This is a genomic window from Gulosibacter macacae (genome assembly GCF_003865375.1).
Classification (GTDB): domain Bacteria; phylum Actinomycetota; class Actinomycetes; order Actinomycetales; family Microbacteriaceae; genus Gulosibacter; species Gulosibacter macacae.
Genome location: NZ_RQVS01000003.1, coordinates 18,820 through 30,789, shown reverse-complemented (window position 1 = coordinate 30,789; position 11,970 = coordinate 18,820). Strand labels below are relative to the sequence as shown.

12 protein-coding genes are annotated in these 11,970 nt (G+C 63.9%); 2 read left to right on the top strand and 10 right to left on the bottom strand.

The window, feature by feature from the left end:
* The first annotated feature begins 39 nt into the window (after positions 1 to 39).
* Positions 40 to 396 carry a GntR family transcriptional regulator gene (locus EG850_RS02840; RefSeq protein WP_124969681.1) on the top strand — a complete coding sequence of 119 codons (357 nt, stop codon included), beginning with the start codon at positions 40 to 42 and terminating at the stop codon, positions 394 to 396.
* Between the two features lie 63 nt (positions 397 to 459).
* On the opposite strand, the gene EG850_RS02835 is transcribed toward EG850_RS02840, so the two are convergent.
* The 4 genes from EG850_RS02835 to EG850_RS02820 all read right to left on the bottom strand — a co-directional run bounded on the left by EG850_RS02835 (position 460) and on the right by EG850_RS02820 (position 5,307).
* Positions 460 to 1,503, bottom strand: coding sequence for an NAD(P)-dependent alcohol dehydrogenase (locus tag EG850_RS02835; RefSeq protein WP_124969678.1), 1,044 nt, complete (start codon positions 1,501 to 1,503; stop codon positions 460 to 462).
* A 201-nt stretch (positions 1,504 to 1,704) separates the two neighbouring features.
* Positions 1,705 to 2,475 carry a MerR family transcriptional regulator gene (locus EG850_RS02830; protein WP_124969675.1) on the bottom strand — a complete coding sequence of 257 codons (771 nt, stop codon included), beginning with the start codon at positions 2,473 to 2,475 and terminating at the stop codon, positions 1,705 to 1,707.
* 56 nt (positions 2,476 to 2,531) lie between these two features.
* Positions 2,532 to 3,062 carry a TetR family transcriptional regulator gene (locus EG850_RS02825; protein WP_124969672.1) on the bottom strand — a complete coding sequence of 177 codons (531 nt, stop codon included), beginning with the start codon at positions 3,060 to 3,062 and terminating at the stop codon, positions 2,532 to 2,534.
* Positions 3,052 to 5,307 (bottom strand): S9 family peptidase, encoded by a 2,256-nt coding sequence (locus EG850_RS02820; RefSeq protein WP_124969669.1) that lies wholly within the window; start codon positions 5,305 to 5,307, stop codon positions 3,052 to 3,054. Before EG850_RS02820 ends, EG850_RS02825 begins: the two co-directional genes overlap by 11 nt.
* An 83-nt stretch (positions 5,308 to 5,390) precedes the next feature.
* Here EG850_RS02820 and EG850_RS02815 point away from each other — a divergent pair, with 83 nt between their 5' ends.
* Positions 5,391 to 7,103 carry an MBL fold metallo-hydrolase RNA specificity domain-containing protein gene (locus tag EG850_RS02815; protein WP_124969666.1) on the top strand — a complete coding sequence of 571 codons (1,713 nt, stop codon included), beginning with the start codon at positions 5,391 to 5,393 and terminating at the stop codon, positions 7,101 to 7,103.
* 29 nt (positions 7,104 to 7,132) lie between these two features.
* Here EG850_RS02815 and EG850_RS02810 read toward each other — a convergent pair whose 3' ends face one another.
* The 6 genes from EG850_RS02810 to EG850_RS02785 all read right to left on the bottom strand — a co-directional run bounded on the left by EG850_RS02810 (position 7,133) and on the right by EG850_RS02785 (position 11,906).
* On the bottom strand, positions 7,133 to 7,783 hold the full coding sequence (locus tag EG850_RS02810; protein ID WP_124969663.1) for a hypothetical protein: 651 nt from the start codon (positions 7,781 to 7,783) through the stop codon (positions 7,133 to 7,135).
* A gap of 104 nt (positions 7,784 to 7,887) precedes the next feature.
* The gene (locus EG850_RS02805) at positions 7,888 to 8,541 is read right to left on the bottom strand and encodes a hypothetical protein (protein WP_124969660.1); all 654 of its coding nucleotides are present in this window, start codon (positions 8,539 to 8,541) and stop codon (positions 7,888 to 7,890) included.
* 97 nt (positions 8,542 to 8,638) lie between these two features.
* The gene (clpX, locus tag EG850_RS02800; RefSeq protein ID WP_124969657.1) at positions 8,639 to 9,919 is read right to left on the bottom strand and encodes an ATP-dependent Clp protease ATP-binding subunit ClpX; all 1,281 of its coding nucleotides are present in this window, start codon (positions 9,917 to 9,919) and stop codon (positions 8,639 to 8,641) included.
* Positions 9,920 to 10,009: 90 nt separating this feature from the next.
* Positions 10,010 to 10,570, bottom strand: coding sequence for a hypothetical protein (locus EG850_RS13225; protein ID WP_124969654.1), 561 nt, complete (start codon positions 10,568 to 10,570; stop codon positions 10,010 to 10,012).
* Positions 10,571 to 10,591: 21 nt separating this feature from the next.
* Complete coding sequence (locus EG850_RS02790) at positions 10,592 to 11,173, bottom strand: hypothetical protein (RefSeq protein WP_124969651.1); 582 nt, start codon at positions 11,171 to 11,173, stop codon at positions 10,592 to 10,594.
* A gap of 187 nt (positions 11,174 to 11,360) precedes the next feature.
* Positions 11,361 to 11,906 carry a hypothetical protein gene (locus EG850_RS02785; RefSeq protein WP_124969648.1) on the bottom strand — a complete coding sequence of 182 codons (546 nt, stop codon included), beginning with the start codon at positions 11,904 to 11,906 and terminating at the stop codon, positions 11,361 to 11,363.
* Positions 11,907 to 11,970: the final 64 nt, after the last annotated feature.

Below are 11,970 nucleotides of genomic sequence, written 5' to 3'. Positions count from 1 at the left end.
CCCCCCCCCCCCCCCCCCCCCCCCCCCCGGAGGTGCCCCATGCAGATCGACCACGATGCAGTGACCCCACCGTTCGAGCAATTGCGGCAGCAGCTCATTGATCGCATTGCGAGGGGCGAACTACAACCCGGCGACAAGCTACCGACCGTTCGCGGACTTGCTACCGAACTCGGGCTCGCCGCGAACACCGTGGCACGTACCTATCGCGAGCTCGAAACATCCGGGTATTTACGCACGGCTGGGCGTAGCGGCACTTTTGTCGCCGAACCGGAGTTTTCGACGAGCGAGCTCAGCGCCGCAGCAACCCTGACGGCAAGCTATGTGACCGAGATGCGGCGCCTAGGGTTCGATCCCGACCACATTCGGCAGCAGCTTTCGCGCGCGCTTGACCAGTAGCGCTCGCAACGACAAAGCGGGGCGGATGCACGTGCATCCGCCCCGCTTCGATCGTGCGCAAGCCTAGGCGTTCGGCATGACGACCGCACGACCCGAGATCTTGCCGTCGACGAGTTCCTGGTAGGCCTCGAGCGCCTGGTCCATCGGGTAGCGGGTGACATCAGGCGTGATGTGACCGTCGCGGTAGAGACCGACAACCTCGTAGAGATCCTCGATCGTGCCCCAATAGGTGTTGGTGATCGTGGCCTCGTAGGGGTTTGTGAAGAACGACCAGGTGACCGGGCCACCGGCGATACCGACAACGAAGATGCCGCCTCGCTGGGCAATGGTCTGCTGCGCGAGTTCGATCGTCGGGGTAGCGCCCACGAAGTCGAACACGGCGTCGACGCCGCGGCCACCAGTGAGTTCGCGGATGCGCTCAGCCTGGCCTTCGCCGCCCTCGACGGTGACCGCGCCAAAGTCGCGGGCGCGTGCCATGGCGTCTTCCTTCATGTCGGTGGCAATGACGGTCGCCGCCGACATGGCCTTGAGCATCTGCACGCCGACAAGCCCCAAGCCCCCGAGACCGATCACCAGCACGGTCTTGCCACCACCGATGAGGTGGTGCATGCCGAGCTTGATGGCGTGGTAGGGCGTAAGACCGGCGTCAGCGAGGGGCGCTGCGGCCACCGGGTCAGCGTCGCCGAGCGGCACGAGGTTGCGAGCGGGCACCGTCATGTACTCGGCCATGCCGCCGTCGCGACCAATACCGGTGGCGAGGTAGCCAACATCGGCGGCGTTTTCGCAGTAGGTGTCCTGACCGCGCGAGCAGGCAACGCAGCGACCGCACCCGATCGGGCCGTAGACGAGGTAGGCGTCGCCCTTGGTGAAGCCGGTGACGCCCGGGCCGAGTTCTTCGATCCAGCCCGAGTTCTCGTGGCCGAGCGTGAACGAGGGGTGGATGTTGCCCGGCATCTCGGCCGTGAAGTCGTTGAAGATGGCAACGTCAGAGTGACATGCGCCGGCGCCAGCGATCTTAAGCAACACCTCGCCGGGGCCGGGCACCGGGCGCTCGATCTCTTCGATGGTCGGGAAGGTGTTGAATTCGGTGAAACGGACTGCGCGCATTCGTGGCTCATCATGGCCGTGTGAACGAGCCCGGCGCACCAGGCATGACGCGCCGGATTGTCGTTGATTTCGTGCCCTCAGGCTATGCCTGGGAAGTGAACTCGGTCTGGAATTAGCGCTGAGTTTTCTTAGACGTGCGGCCCGTTTGCTGGCTCGGATGCCCGGCGCGTGCAGGCAGTGCTTGCATTCTTGCGCGGCTAGTTAGGCCGACGCTTCGGCGTCGGCGAGCGCCGCGAGCGCATCCCGCACGTACGGGGCAAACGGGACGCCGTTGCGCTCGTAGTTCTTCGCGAAGCGCGGGTCGGCGACGTACATCTCGCCGAGCCCACGCAACGCCTCGGCTGGCACCTCACGACCCTGCCAGCCCACCGAAATCCAAGCCCGGTGGCGTCGGGCAATGTCGAGCACCTCGGCCGAGTCGGCGGCGAGTCGGCGCTCGTGGGCGTCGGCATAGGCGTCAGCGATGGCGGTGTGCTCAGCACCGAACGCCTCGCGGTCGGTTGCATCCTGGTGCTGCCACCACTCGTTGCTGTGGCGCCAGGCTTCGGCGCCCCAGCGTTCGGTGACTTCAGCTTCGTATTCGCTGTGGTCGAAACCGTCAAACATCTTGTTCGTCATGAGTTCTTCTCCTTGGTCGAGCTGTGCTGCCGTGGCGCGCACGGCAGCGATCATTCGGCTCAGGCGATCGCGTTCACGTTCGAGCTGATCGCCGTGTTCCCGCAACGCCTGCGCAGCGTCTCGCTTGCCATCGAGGAGCGCTGGCATATCAGCGAGCGCCACGCCGAGTTCTTTGAGTACGAGGATGCGTTGCAAGCGCACGAGTTGCGCCTCGCCGTAGTAGCGCAGGCCGCCATCGGCAATGGTCGCGGGCGCGAGCAATCCGATGCGGTCATAGTGCCGCAGGGTGCGACTCGTCACACCGGTGAGCCGGACTACCTCGGTGGTCGAGAGCTGCGTCGTGATCTTGGACATGCATCCAGTGTCCAGGTTGACGCAACGTCAACCGCAAGTGCTCTACGCAGAATTTCTTAGGATGCGCTCAAACCGGCCAGGAGCGCGTCGACGCCGAGCGCAATCACGGCCTCCCGATCGAGGTCGGCAAGCGCGGCGGCCTCGGCATCGACGAGTTCAAGCTCGCGACGCGTTTGCTCTTCGATCGTCGCGCCAATCACGAATATCGTGAGCACTTCTGCAGCCTGCGCAGCCATGCCGCCGAGTCCCGGTTCGAGCGCCCGGGCAATCGAGAGCGCCGGGGCAAAAGCGCCCGGATGCTTGGCTCGCGCGATCGCGACAATTTCGGCGCCGTCACGCACGGCGAGCATCCGTTGTCGGAGGGTGAGCGCGAGCGTGCGCGCATCCGCGCCTTCTGCGACCGAACCCGCCACGATGGCGCTACCGACTGCCGCGAGCAGCTCCTGCTTGTTCGGCACATGCCAGTAGATCGAGTTCACAGACACGTCGAGCTCATCAGCGAGGCGACGCATCGAAAATGCCGCGAGCCCGCCGGCGGTGATGAGCCCGAGCGCAACGTCAACGATCTGCTCGCGACTAATCGCCATCGCGATCTCCGCGAAGTCCGGCTCCCGGGAGGAGCTCAGTCGCGCCAATCGCGCTCAGCAAGAATGCTTGCACCCACGCTTGGTCGCGCCAGCGCTCGTAGCGGCCAGAAGCGCCGCCGTGGCCGCCGGCCATTTCGGTCTTGAGCAGGATGGGTGCGGTGCCAGTTCCGAACTCACGAAGCCTCGCCACCCACTTCGCCGGCTCGACGTAGAGCACCCGCGTGTCATTGAGACTCGTCACCGCCGCAATCGCCGGGTAGTCGATCGCCGCGACATTCTCATAGGGCGAGTAGGCGCGAATCGCCGCATAGCTTTCGGGGTCGGTAATTGGGTTGCCCCACTCCTCCCATTCGAGCGCGCTGAGCGGCAACTCCGGGTCAAGCACCGAGGTGAGCGGATCAACGAACGGCACGATCGCCGCAATTGCGCGATAGCGCTCGGGCGCAAGGTTCGCGACGGCACCCATGAGGAGGCCACCGGCCGAGCCGCCATAGGCCGCAATGCGGTCGCCATCGACGAGCCCTGCGTCAGCGAGGTAGCACGTGACCGCGACGAAGTCGGTGAACGAGTTCGGCTTCGACAGCTTCTTGCCATCTTCATACCAACCGCGACCCAGTTCGCCGCCACCGCGCACATGGGCGATCACGTGCACGGCACCGCGGTCGAGCGCGGAAATGCGAGAGAGCGCAAGCCCGGGCTCGAGCGAGATTTCGTAGGAGCCGTAGCCGTAGATGATCGCCGGGGCCGTGCCATCAAGCTGCACCTCGCGGCGACGCAGCACCGTGATCGGGATGCGCACGCCGTCGTTCGCCGTCGCCCAGTGCCGCTCGGCAAGGTAGTCCGAAGCGATGTAGCCACCGAGCACCGGCGCTTCACGCCGCAGCGTTGGTGCCACGCCGCGAGCGAGATCGTCGTAGCTCACCTCAACACTCCGAGCGGCCCGCGTCCAGGTGTCGAGCATGAGCCGCAACATCGGAGAACCGTATTCAAGTTCATCGTGCGCGACGGCGACAAGTGGGTCATCAAGCGCGGGTCGCAGGAGCGGCAACTCAGATGCACCTGCCGCGTCGACGCCAGCGACGGAGTTCAGCGAAATCACCGACACCCCAGGCACGCCGTCCGACATCGATTCAATGACAAGGTGCGCGCCAGTGTTCGCGACGCCTGAAATCCGCACGGATTCGGTTGCAGGCAGCACGACCCGGGGCTCCAGACTCGCGAGCGTGCGCGCGGAGTCGCTCTGCGCAGCGGCGAGCGCGGCCTCGGTGACGAGCGCGAGTTCACCATTGCGTGCATCCTGGTGGTGCACGAGTGCGAGCATCGGCACATCCCCGACGATGACCGGCTCGACCTCGTGCAGCAGGCGGTTCGACCGCGGCACCACCGCGGTGAAGGTGTCAAGCGGCAATAGCGAGTCGTCGGCAAGTGGCCAGAGCAACACCTCTGACCACTCAGAGTTGCCGAGCTCCGCAACGATAAATCGCTCATCGCTGCTCAACCCAGCGCTCAGCCAAGCTTCCGGATCGTCTTCGCGCAAGAGCACCTCGTCGTCGCTCACCGGGGTCCCGAGTGTGTGTCGACGCAGTTCGTGCGGCCGCCACGACTCATCAACAACCGTGTAGACCAACTCCCGGTCGCCGGGCAGAAACCGCATCCCGTAGCCGATCTCAACAATCTCGTCGGGAAGCACTTCCCCGCTCTCGATGTCACGCACGCGGAGTGTAAAGCGCTCGTCACCAGCGGTATCAATCGCCCAAGCGACGAGTCTGCCGTCATGTGAGACATCAAGTCCACCAAGCGCATAGAAGTCATGCTCAGCGGCTTCGGCATTCGAGTCCAAAACGACCTGCTCATCCGGCAGTGTTTGACCAGGTACCGGCACTGGCGGAGTCCAGTCAGCAATCGCATCCCCCGAGTTCGCGGCCGGCACTCGGCAGTGAACGGCATGTTGCCCACCCTCGACCGTGCGCGCGAAGTACCACCACTCGCCACGGCGGCGCGGCACTGAGAGATCAGTCTCTTGCGTGCGCCCCTTGATCTCGGCGTAGATGGCTTCGCGCAGCGGTGCCTGCTCAGCGGTGATCGCCTCGGTATACGCGTTTTCCGCCTCGAGGTGCGCGATCACCTCAGGCGAGGTCTTTTCGCGCATCCACTCATAGTCGTCGATGAACAGGTCACCGTGGTGTCGGCGTTCGACGGGAACTTTGCGAGCGATCGGCGGTTGGGGTGCGAGGCTTTCGGGCATGTCAACGACGCTACCGTCGCGCCAATGCCCAATGCTCTGGCGACTCACAACTAGGGCGCAACCTTTCCTGCGAAGGTGTGGCCATGGCGAACGACAGTGCAGCATCCCCTCAACCGCACACGACTCTGCAGTTCCTTGGCGCCGCCGAGACGGTCACTGGCTCGAAGTACCTGGTCACCGCCGGCGAGCGACGCATCCTCGTCGACGACGGCATGTTCCAGGGCCCGAAAGAACTCCGAAAGCGCAATTGGGTTCCGCTACCGTTTGATGCCGCAACGCTCACCGATGTGCTCATTACCCACGCACACATGGACCATGTCGGCATGCTGCCGCGGCTCGTGAAGCGCGGCTTCCGCGGGCCGATTTTCGCCACTGAGGGCACCGTGCGGCTTGCTGAGATCGTGTTGCGTGACGGCGCCAAGATTCAAGAGCAAGACGCCAAGGATGCGAACGAGCGTGGCTACTCCTCGCACCAACCAGCCCTCCCGCTCTACACGACCGCAGATGTTGAGATGACCCTGCCGCTGTTCGTGCCAGTGCCGTTCGACGAGGATCTCGACCTCGACGACGGCATCGTGGTGCGCTTCACCCGTGCCGGCCACATCCTGGCTTCGGCGTCGATCACGATGTGGACGCCAACCACCTCGGTCGTGTTCTCGGGCGACCTTGGTCGGCACGACCATCCGGTGCTGAAGCCTCGCGCCACGCCACCTGGTGCGCCCTATGCGCTCATCGAATCGACCTATGGCGACCGTGAGCATCCCGAGCCGGAGCTCCTCCCCCACGAAGGTTTCGCCGATGTCGTGCGCCGCACCTTCGAGCGCGGTGGCTCAGTGCTCGTGCCTGCATTTGCCGTCGACCGCACCGAAGTCGTGCTCAAGAACATTGCCGAGTTGCGGCGTGATGGCCGCATCCCCATGTGCCCGGTCTATGTCGACTCGCCGATGGCGAACCTCGCGCTCGATGTTTACCGCTCAATGTCCGACGAGTTGCGCGACGATCTGCGCCCAGAAGAGCTCCTCGAATTTGCGGATCTGCACTCGGTGCGCTCCCCCGACGAGTCGAAAGCGCTTACCGGTGACCGCAACCGCCGCCCCTCGATCATCATCGCGGCGAGCGGGATGGCGACTGGCGGTCGGGTGTTGCATCACCTCGAAGCGATGCTGCCGGATGCACGCAACTCGGTCGTGCTCACTGGCTTCCAGTCGCCGGGAACGCGCGGCCGTTCGCTCGTTGAGGGTGCCACAAAGCTGAAGATGCGTGGCGAGTATGTGCCGGTGCGTGCTGAGATCTTCCAGGATCGAGAGTTCTCGGTGCATGGCGACTGCTCCGACCTGCTCGACTGGTTGCGCGAACTTGAACCGCAGCCCCGCACTGTGTTCTGTGTGCATGGTGAAGCCGAAACTGCAGCCGCCTTCGCCGCCCGCATCGAAGAGGACTTCCCGCACATCGATGCGATCGTGCCGAAGCACAACGAGATCGTCACCCTCGATGGTGTGCACGCAGTACCGGCGACGCCGACTGCGGCCCGACCGGTCGACCGCCACGTGGTGCCCGGTCCCGTAAGCAGCTTCGATGACGAGGATGTGTCGGCCACCACGCCCTCGGCGCCCGTCACGGCTACGTCGAAGCCGCTCGCGCGTGAGTACCGCTTGGCGACGGGTGATTCGCCGCAGGCACTTGCCAGCGCGGTGACCTCGGCCCTCGCTGAAGGCTTCGTACCCTACGGCGACCCGGGGCTCGGTACGAGTACGAATGGCGAAACGATCTACATCCAGGCCGTGATTCGCGAGTAGCGAGCCTCGCGCTTGGCGCCTCGAGTCACTTAGTACTTCGAGTCGCAGGTGGCGCGAATTTCGAAGTCAATCGGCGTGGTCTGCGAGTAGTCGCTGAAATCGAACGCCTGGCCGTTCATGACCACATCGTTGCCGGTGAGCGAGAAGTTCACCGCGCCCTTGCCATCCGACGCGTCGTAGTAGAGCGTCGGGTCAGAGAAACTGCCCGACGAGACGAGGATGAAGTCAACCTTGCCGGTCGAATCGGTCGTGACCCAGAGCGACGGCGCGCTCGACGTTGCCGCCGGGTCAGCGTTCGCGTCGGAACCGTAGATCGATGGGGATTCGCCCTCATAGCAAGCGATCTTCCAATCGATATGCGAAAGATCGGTTTGGCCAAACTTGACCACATCGCTGCCGGCGGCGGTTGTTGGCGCAGTGGTGGGAGCAGGTCCGGCCTGCGTGGGTGTCGGCCCAGCTGCCGTCGAGGTCGGTGCCGGTGCCGAAGTAGCTGGCCCACCAGGCGGGAACGGCAATGGGCCTGCGCCGCTCGGTGTGCTCGATGTGGTCTGCGGTTTTGTCGTTGACTTCGGCTTGTCATCGGGTTCGCCGCCGCCTGCACACGCGACGAGCAAGAGCGTCGTGGCCGGCACGATCGCCGCAATCGCAAGTGCCTTACGTGCGAGCTTGTGCATGGTCATGCTCTTGTCTCCTCAGGTCAGCGTCAACGATCTCATCGTACGAGGGAGTGCGGCCCTCGGCGGCCACTCGGAGTTGCGATCACCATCACCCGCGAGGGTGACAGCTATTTGCTCACACAGGTGAACTCGAGCGCGTAGTTCGTGTCGATCGAGAGGTCCTTGTCGAACGGGCCGTACGAGACGCCGCGCCCTTCCGAGCTAATGACTGCGCCATTGAGCGAGAACGTGCCCGAGCCCTGCGCGGTTGCTGGAGTGACCGTGAGCCCTGACTTTGAGGCGTGACCGCCACCCGAGGGTCCCGAGCTAAACGTGAACGAGAGGAGTTCACCCGACCCACTCGCGAGGAGCATCAGCACGTAGTCCGAACCTTCGTCGTCTTTGGCCGTGCCGACGACCGTGGGCGCGCTGTCAAGACCGCTGCAAGTGATCTTCCAATCGAGCACGCTGTAGTCATCGCGGCCGATCTTGAGCACCTCAGCGCGCGAGACCGTGGCGTCAGCTGCGGCGCTCGTGGCCGGTGTTTCTGGGGACTCGAGACTTGACGTGGCCGTTGGGGCGGGTTCGCCGTCACCCGATTGCGCGGGGCCACCAAACTCGCTCGTATTGGTCGGTTCCGTCGGTTCCACCGTTTCTGGAACAGAAGGCGCGGGCGCAGAGGTGGGCACTTCAGTTGCCGTTTGTGTCGGCGCCGCGCATCCAGTGAGCATGAGTAGCGCTGCCGTCGCGGCAAGGCTTGCCGAGTACAGGCGTGTGCGCATCGACATTCCTCCCGGCTCGGTCGTGCAAGTGCACCCCACGATACCCACGATCACGCTCGTGGGCCTACCGACCTGCGGCGGAACTCGGGATGGTTCTCTAGGCCGACTTTTCGCCGCGCTGTGGCTTTTGCTTGGGCAGGATGGTCGGGGCCGCGTTCTTGCGCACCACTTCGGCAGTGATGACCACGCGCTCGACATCGTCGCGCGAGGGAATCTCGAACATGACCGGACCGAGCACTTCTTCCAGAATGGCTCGCAGACCGCGCGCACCGGTCTTACGCGCCACGGCGAGATCGGCGATTTCGTCGAGTGCCTCGGCATCGAACTCGAGCTCGACACCGTCGATCTCAAACATCTTCTGGTACTGCTTCACCAGGGCGTTACGCGGTTCGATCAGGATGCGCACGAGCGATTCGCGGTCGAGCGGCTCTACCGTGGTGATGACGGGCAGACGGCCGATGAACTCTGGAATCAGGCCGAACTTGTGCAAGTCTTCGGGCTGCACATCGGCAAAGGTGTCGTCGATCGCGCTCGGCGAGTGGAGTGGCGAGCCGAAACCGATGCCCTTCTTCCCCGCCCGCGACGAAATGATGTCTTCGAGGCCGGCAAAGGCGCCGGCGCAGATGAAGAGGACATTCGTGGTGTCGATCTCGATGAACTCCTGTTGCGGATGCTTGCGCCCACCCTGCGGCGGCACCGAAGCGGTCGTACCCTCGAGGATCTTGAGGAGCGCCTGCTGCACACCCTCACCAGAAACGTCACGGGTGATCGATGGGTTCTCGGCCTTACGCGCCACCTTGTCGATCTCGTCAATGTAGATGATGCCGGTTTCGGCCCGCTTCACATCGAAGTCGGCAGCCTGGAGCAGCTTGAGCAGAATGTTCTCGACGTCTTCACCGACGTAGCCAGCTTCGGTGAGCGAGGTGGCATCGGCCACGGCGAACGGCACGTTGAGGCGGCGTGCGAGCGACTGGGCGAGGTAGGTCTTGCCGGTACCGGTCGGACCGATGAGCAGGATGTTCGACTTCGCGATTTCGATCTCGTCGTCGCGGTCTTCGACAGCGCTGATCTCGCCAGCGGCACGGATGCGCTTGTAGTGGTTGTAGACGGCAACTGAGAGCGCCTTCTTTGCGGCTTCTTGGCCGACAACGTACTGCTGCAGGAACTCGTAGATGTCGATGGGCTTGGGCAGATCGAAGTCGGCGACCGCCTCGGGTGACTCTTCGCTCATCCGCTCACGGATGATTTCGTTGCACAGTTCGACGCATTCGTCACAGATGTAGACGCCCGGGCCCGCGATGAGCTGTTGCACCTGCTTCTGGCTCTTTCCGCAGAATGAGCACTTGAGCAGATCGCTGCTCTCACCGATGCGTGCCATTGGTCCTCCTGTGCTGGGCTGACCGACAGCTTATCTCGCACCCCCGACATCCGCCGTGGAGTACGCGCCGAGCGTCACTGTGTGACGCAATCAGCTCGCGCAGTTGACGCGAATCTCGAACGGCTCGACGTCGAAAACGCGCTCGCCGTTCTTGATGGTGGTCCCACTTGCGGTGCCGACCACGACCACCTCACCGTTCTCGTCGAACGAGAAATCGGTGATCTCACTGAGCTTGTCTCCCGTGTATGAAGGCTCGTAGGCGAACGCCGCAAACCCTTCCGCCGGCGGCGCATCATCGTTCGGAGGTGCCTCAGGATCGCCGACCATCAGCTGGACAAGCGCAAATTCGCCGTCGCGTTGCTCCACGTTCAAAGTGGCAGCGACGCCGTCGCGCATCGCTTCACCGCGCACCGAATTCGGCAGGCAGGTCACGGTCCAGTCCAAGGCACTGAGGTCGAGACTGCCGAAGCTTGCCGCGGCGACCGGCGAATTTGCGGATGCCGAGCTCGCGGTTGAGGCCGTTTCATTGACGAATGAACCCGACGATGGCTCAGGATTGCCGCCGCTCGCGCAAGCGGCAAGGCCAAGCGCCAGCGATGACGCCGCAACCAGTGTGATTGCGACGCGAACGCCGCGCTTGACCTTGCTCATGCTTGCTCCCGAAGGTTTCAACTAGTTGCAGTTGAGGTGGATGCGGAAGGGCTGCTCACTGCCGCCAGTCACGCTTTTGCCGGTGCCGGCGATGGTGATGGAGGTACCCGCGACGTACTCGAATTCGGTCACCGTACCGCTCGCAGTGCCGCCCTCGAGCATGACCGCCAGGTAGTTTTCGATCGACGACGGGTCGCTTGCCTTGGCGGTTTCGACTCGCGACGCCGACACCATCTGCGCCTCGGTGCCTTCAAAAAGGACCGTGATGTCGAAGCCGTACTCGCCTTCGACCGCAGTCGCGCCAGCGATGCCATCGGTGCAGGTGACATTCCACGGCTTTTCGGTGAGATTCTCGCCACCCACCCAGACGAGGGTGCCGTCGGCAGCCGGTGCCGGCGCATCCTGACCTGCGGCATTTTCGCCGGCAGCATCGTTGCCGGTAGTCTCCGCGGCTTCGTTCTCGACGGTCGCGCCCTGTTCACTGACGCCAGACGTATTCGTCGACTCGGCGTCACCCTGTGCGCACGCCGCCAAACCGAGGGTCAGTACGGACACGGCTGCGGTCGTGAAAAGCAGGCGAAACCGGCGATTAGTCGAACTCATGTGGATCTCACTTTCGAAGTCATGGGAGTGAAAGCATGCTCACCTACCTCGTCACTCGAACACAATCCGCCGCGCGACCTACTCTCCTGCGCCGACGTCATGCCCGAGTACTAGGCCGAGCTTGGAGTGCGCGAAGGCGGCCCTCAACGAGTGCCGAAGGCCGCCTGCACCGATGAAACTTCTGCGACTATCCCCCACAGTTCACGCGGATTTCGAGCGGCAGGTCGGTGCCATCCATCGATCCCGAGCCGTGGCCGGTACCGACGAACACCACTTCGCCCTGCCCATCGAAGGAGTACGTCGTCACGCTGCCCAGCGTGCCGTCAACGAAGCTCACACCTTCGTCAACATTGCTCTCGAGTCCGACGGCCACCGAGGCGAGCGAGGGCTTGCCATTGTCGTTGTACACCGCAAAGCCAATGTCGACACCGTCCTTCTTTGCCGAGCCGCTGGCGAGGTCGCCGAGGCAGGCGATCTGCCAATCAAGGTCGCTCACATCGGTGCCGCCATACTTGACGACGATGCCAGTCGCGCTACCCGCTCCGCCTTCGGAGGTTTCGGGGGCGGGCTCAGAGGTGGCGCCGCCTTCGGCAGCGCCCGTTGCTTCGCTGGTGGTGTCGCTGACTTGGCTTTCCTCCGAGGTGACCGGCTCACCGCTTCCTCCGGAGCAGCCGGCGAGGAGTACTGCTGAGGCAGCGAACGCGAGAATTGCGAGATGGTTTCGAGTGTTCATGAGCGATGACTCCCCTTGTGTGCGCAGTACGTTCTGCGATATCGCCAGTCTGCGCCTCGCTTGC

Coding starts and splice junctions, on each gene's coding strand:
- EG850_RS02840 (WP_124969681.1), top strand. CDS start 40: ATGCAGATCGACCACGATGCAGTGACCCCACCGTTCGAGCAATTGCGG.
- EG850_RS02835 (WP_124969678.1), bottom strand. CDS start 1,503: ATGCGCGCAGTCCGTTTCACCGAATTCAACACCTTCCCGACCATCGAA.
- EG850_RS02830 (WP_124969675.1), bottom strand. CDS start 2,475: ATGTCCAAGATCACGACGCAGCTCTCGACCACCGAGGTAGTCCGGCTC.
- EG850_RS02825 (WP_124969672.1), bottom strand. CDS start 3,062: ATGGCGATTAGTCGCGAGCAGATCGTTGACGTTGCGCTCGGGCTCATC.
- EG850_RS02820 (WP_124969669.1), bottom strand. CDS start 5,307: ATGCCCGAAAGCCTCGCACCCCAACCGCCGATCGCTCGCAAAGTTCCC.
- EG850_RS02815 (WP_124969666.1), top strand. CDS start 5,391: ATGGCGAACGACAGTGCAGCATCCCCTCAACCGCACACGACTCTGCAG.
- EG850_RS02810 (WP_124969663.1), bottom strand. CDS start 7,783: ATGACCATGCACAAGCTCGCACGTAAGGCACTTGCGATTGCGGCGATC.
- EG850_RS02805 (WP_124969660.1), bottom strand. CDS start 8,541: ATGCGCACACGCCTGTACTCGGCAAGCCTTGCCGCGACGGCAGCGCTA.
- clpX (WP_124969657.1), bottom strand. CDS start 9,919: ATGGCACGCATCGGTGAGAGCAGCGATCTGCTCAAGTGCTCATTCTGC.
- EG850_RS13225 (WP_124969654.1), bottom strand. CDS start 10,570: ATGAGCAAGGTCAAGCGCGGCGTTCGCGTCGCAATCACACTGGTTGCG.
- EG850_RS02790 (WP_124969651.1), bottom strand. CDS start 11,173: ATGAGTTCGACTAATCGCCGGTTTCGCCTGCTTTTCACGACCGCAGCC.
- EG850_RS02785 (WP_124969648.1), bottom strand. CDS start 11,906: ATGAACACTCGAAACCATCTCGCAATTCTCGCGTTCGCTGCCTCAGCA.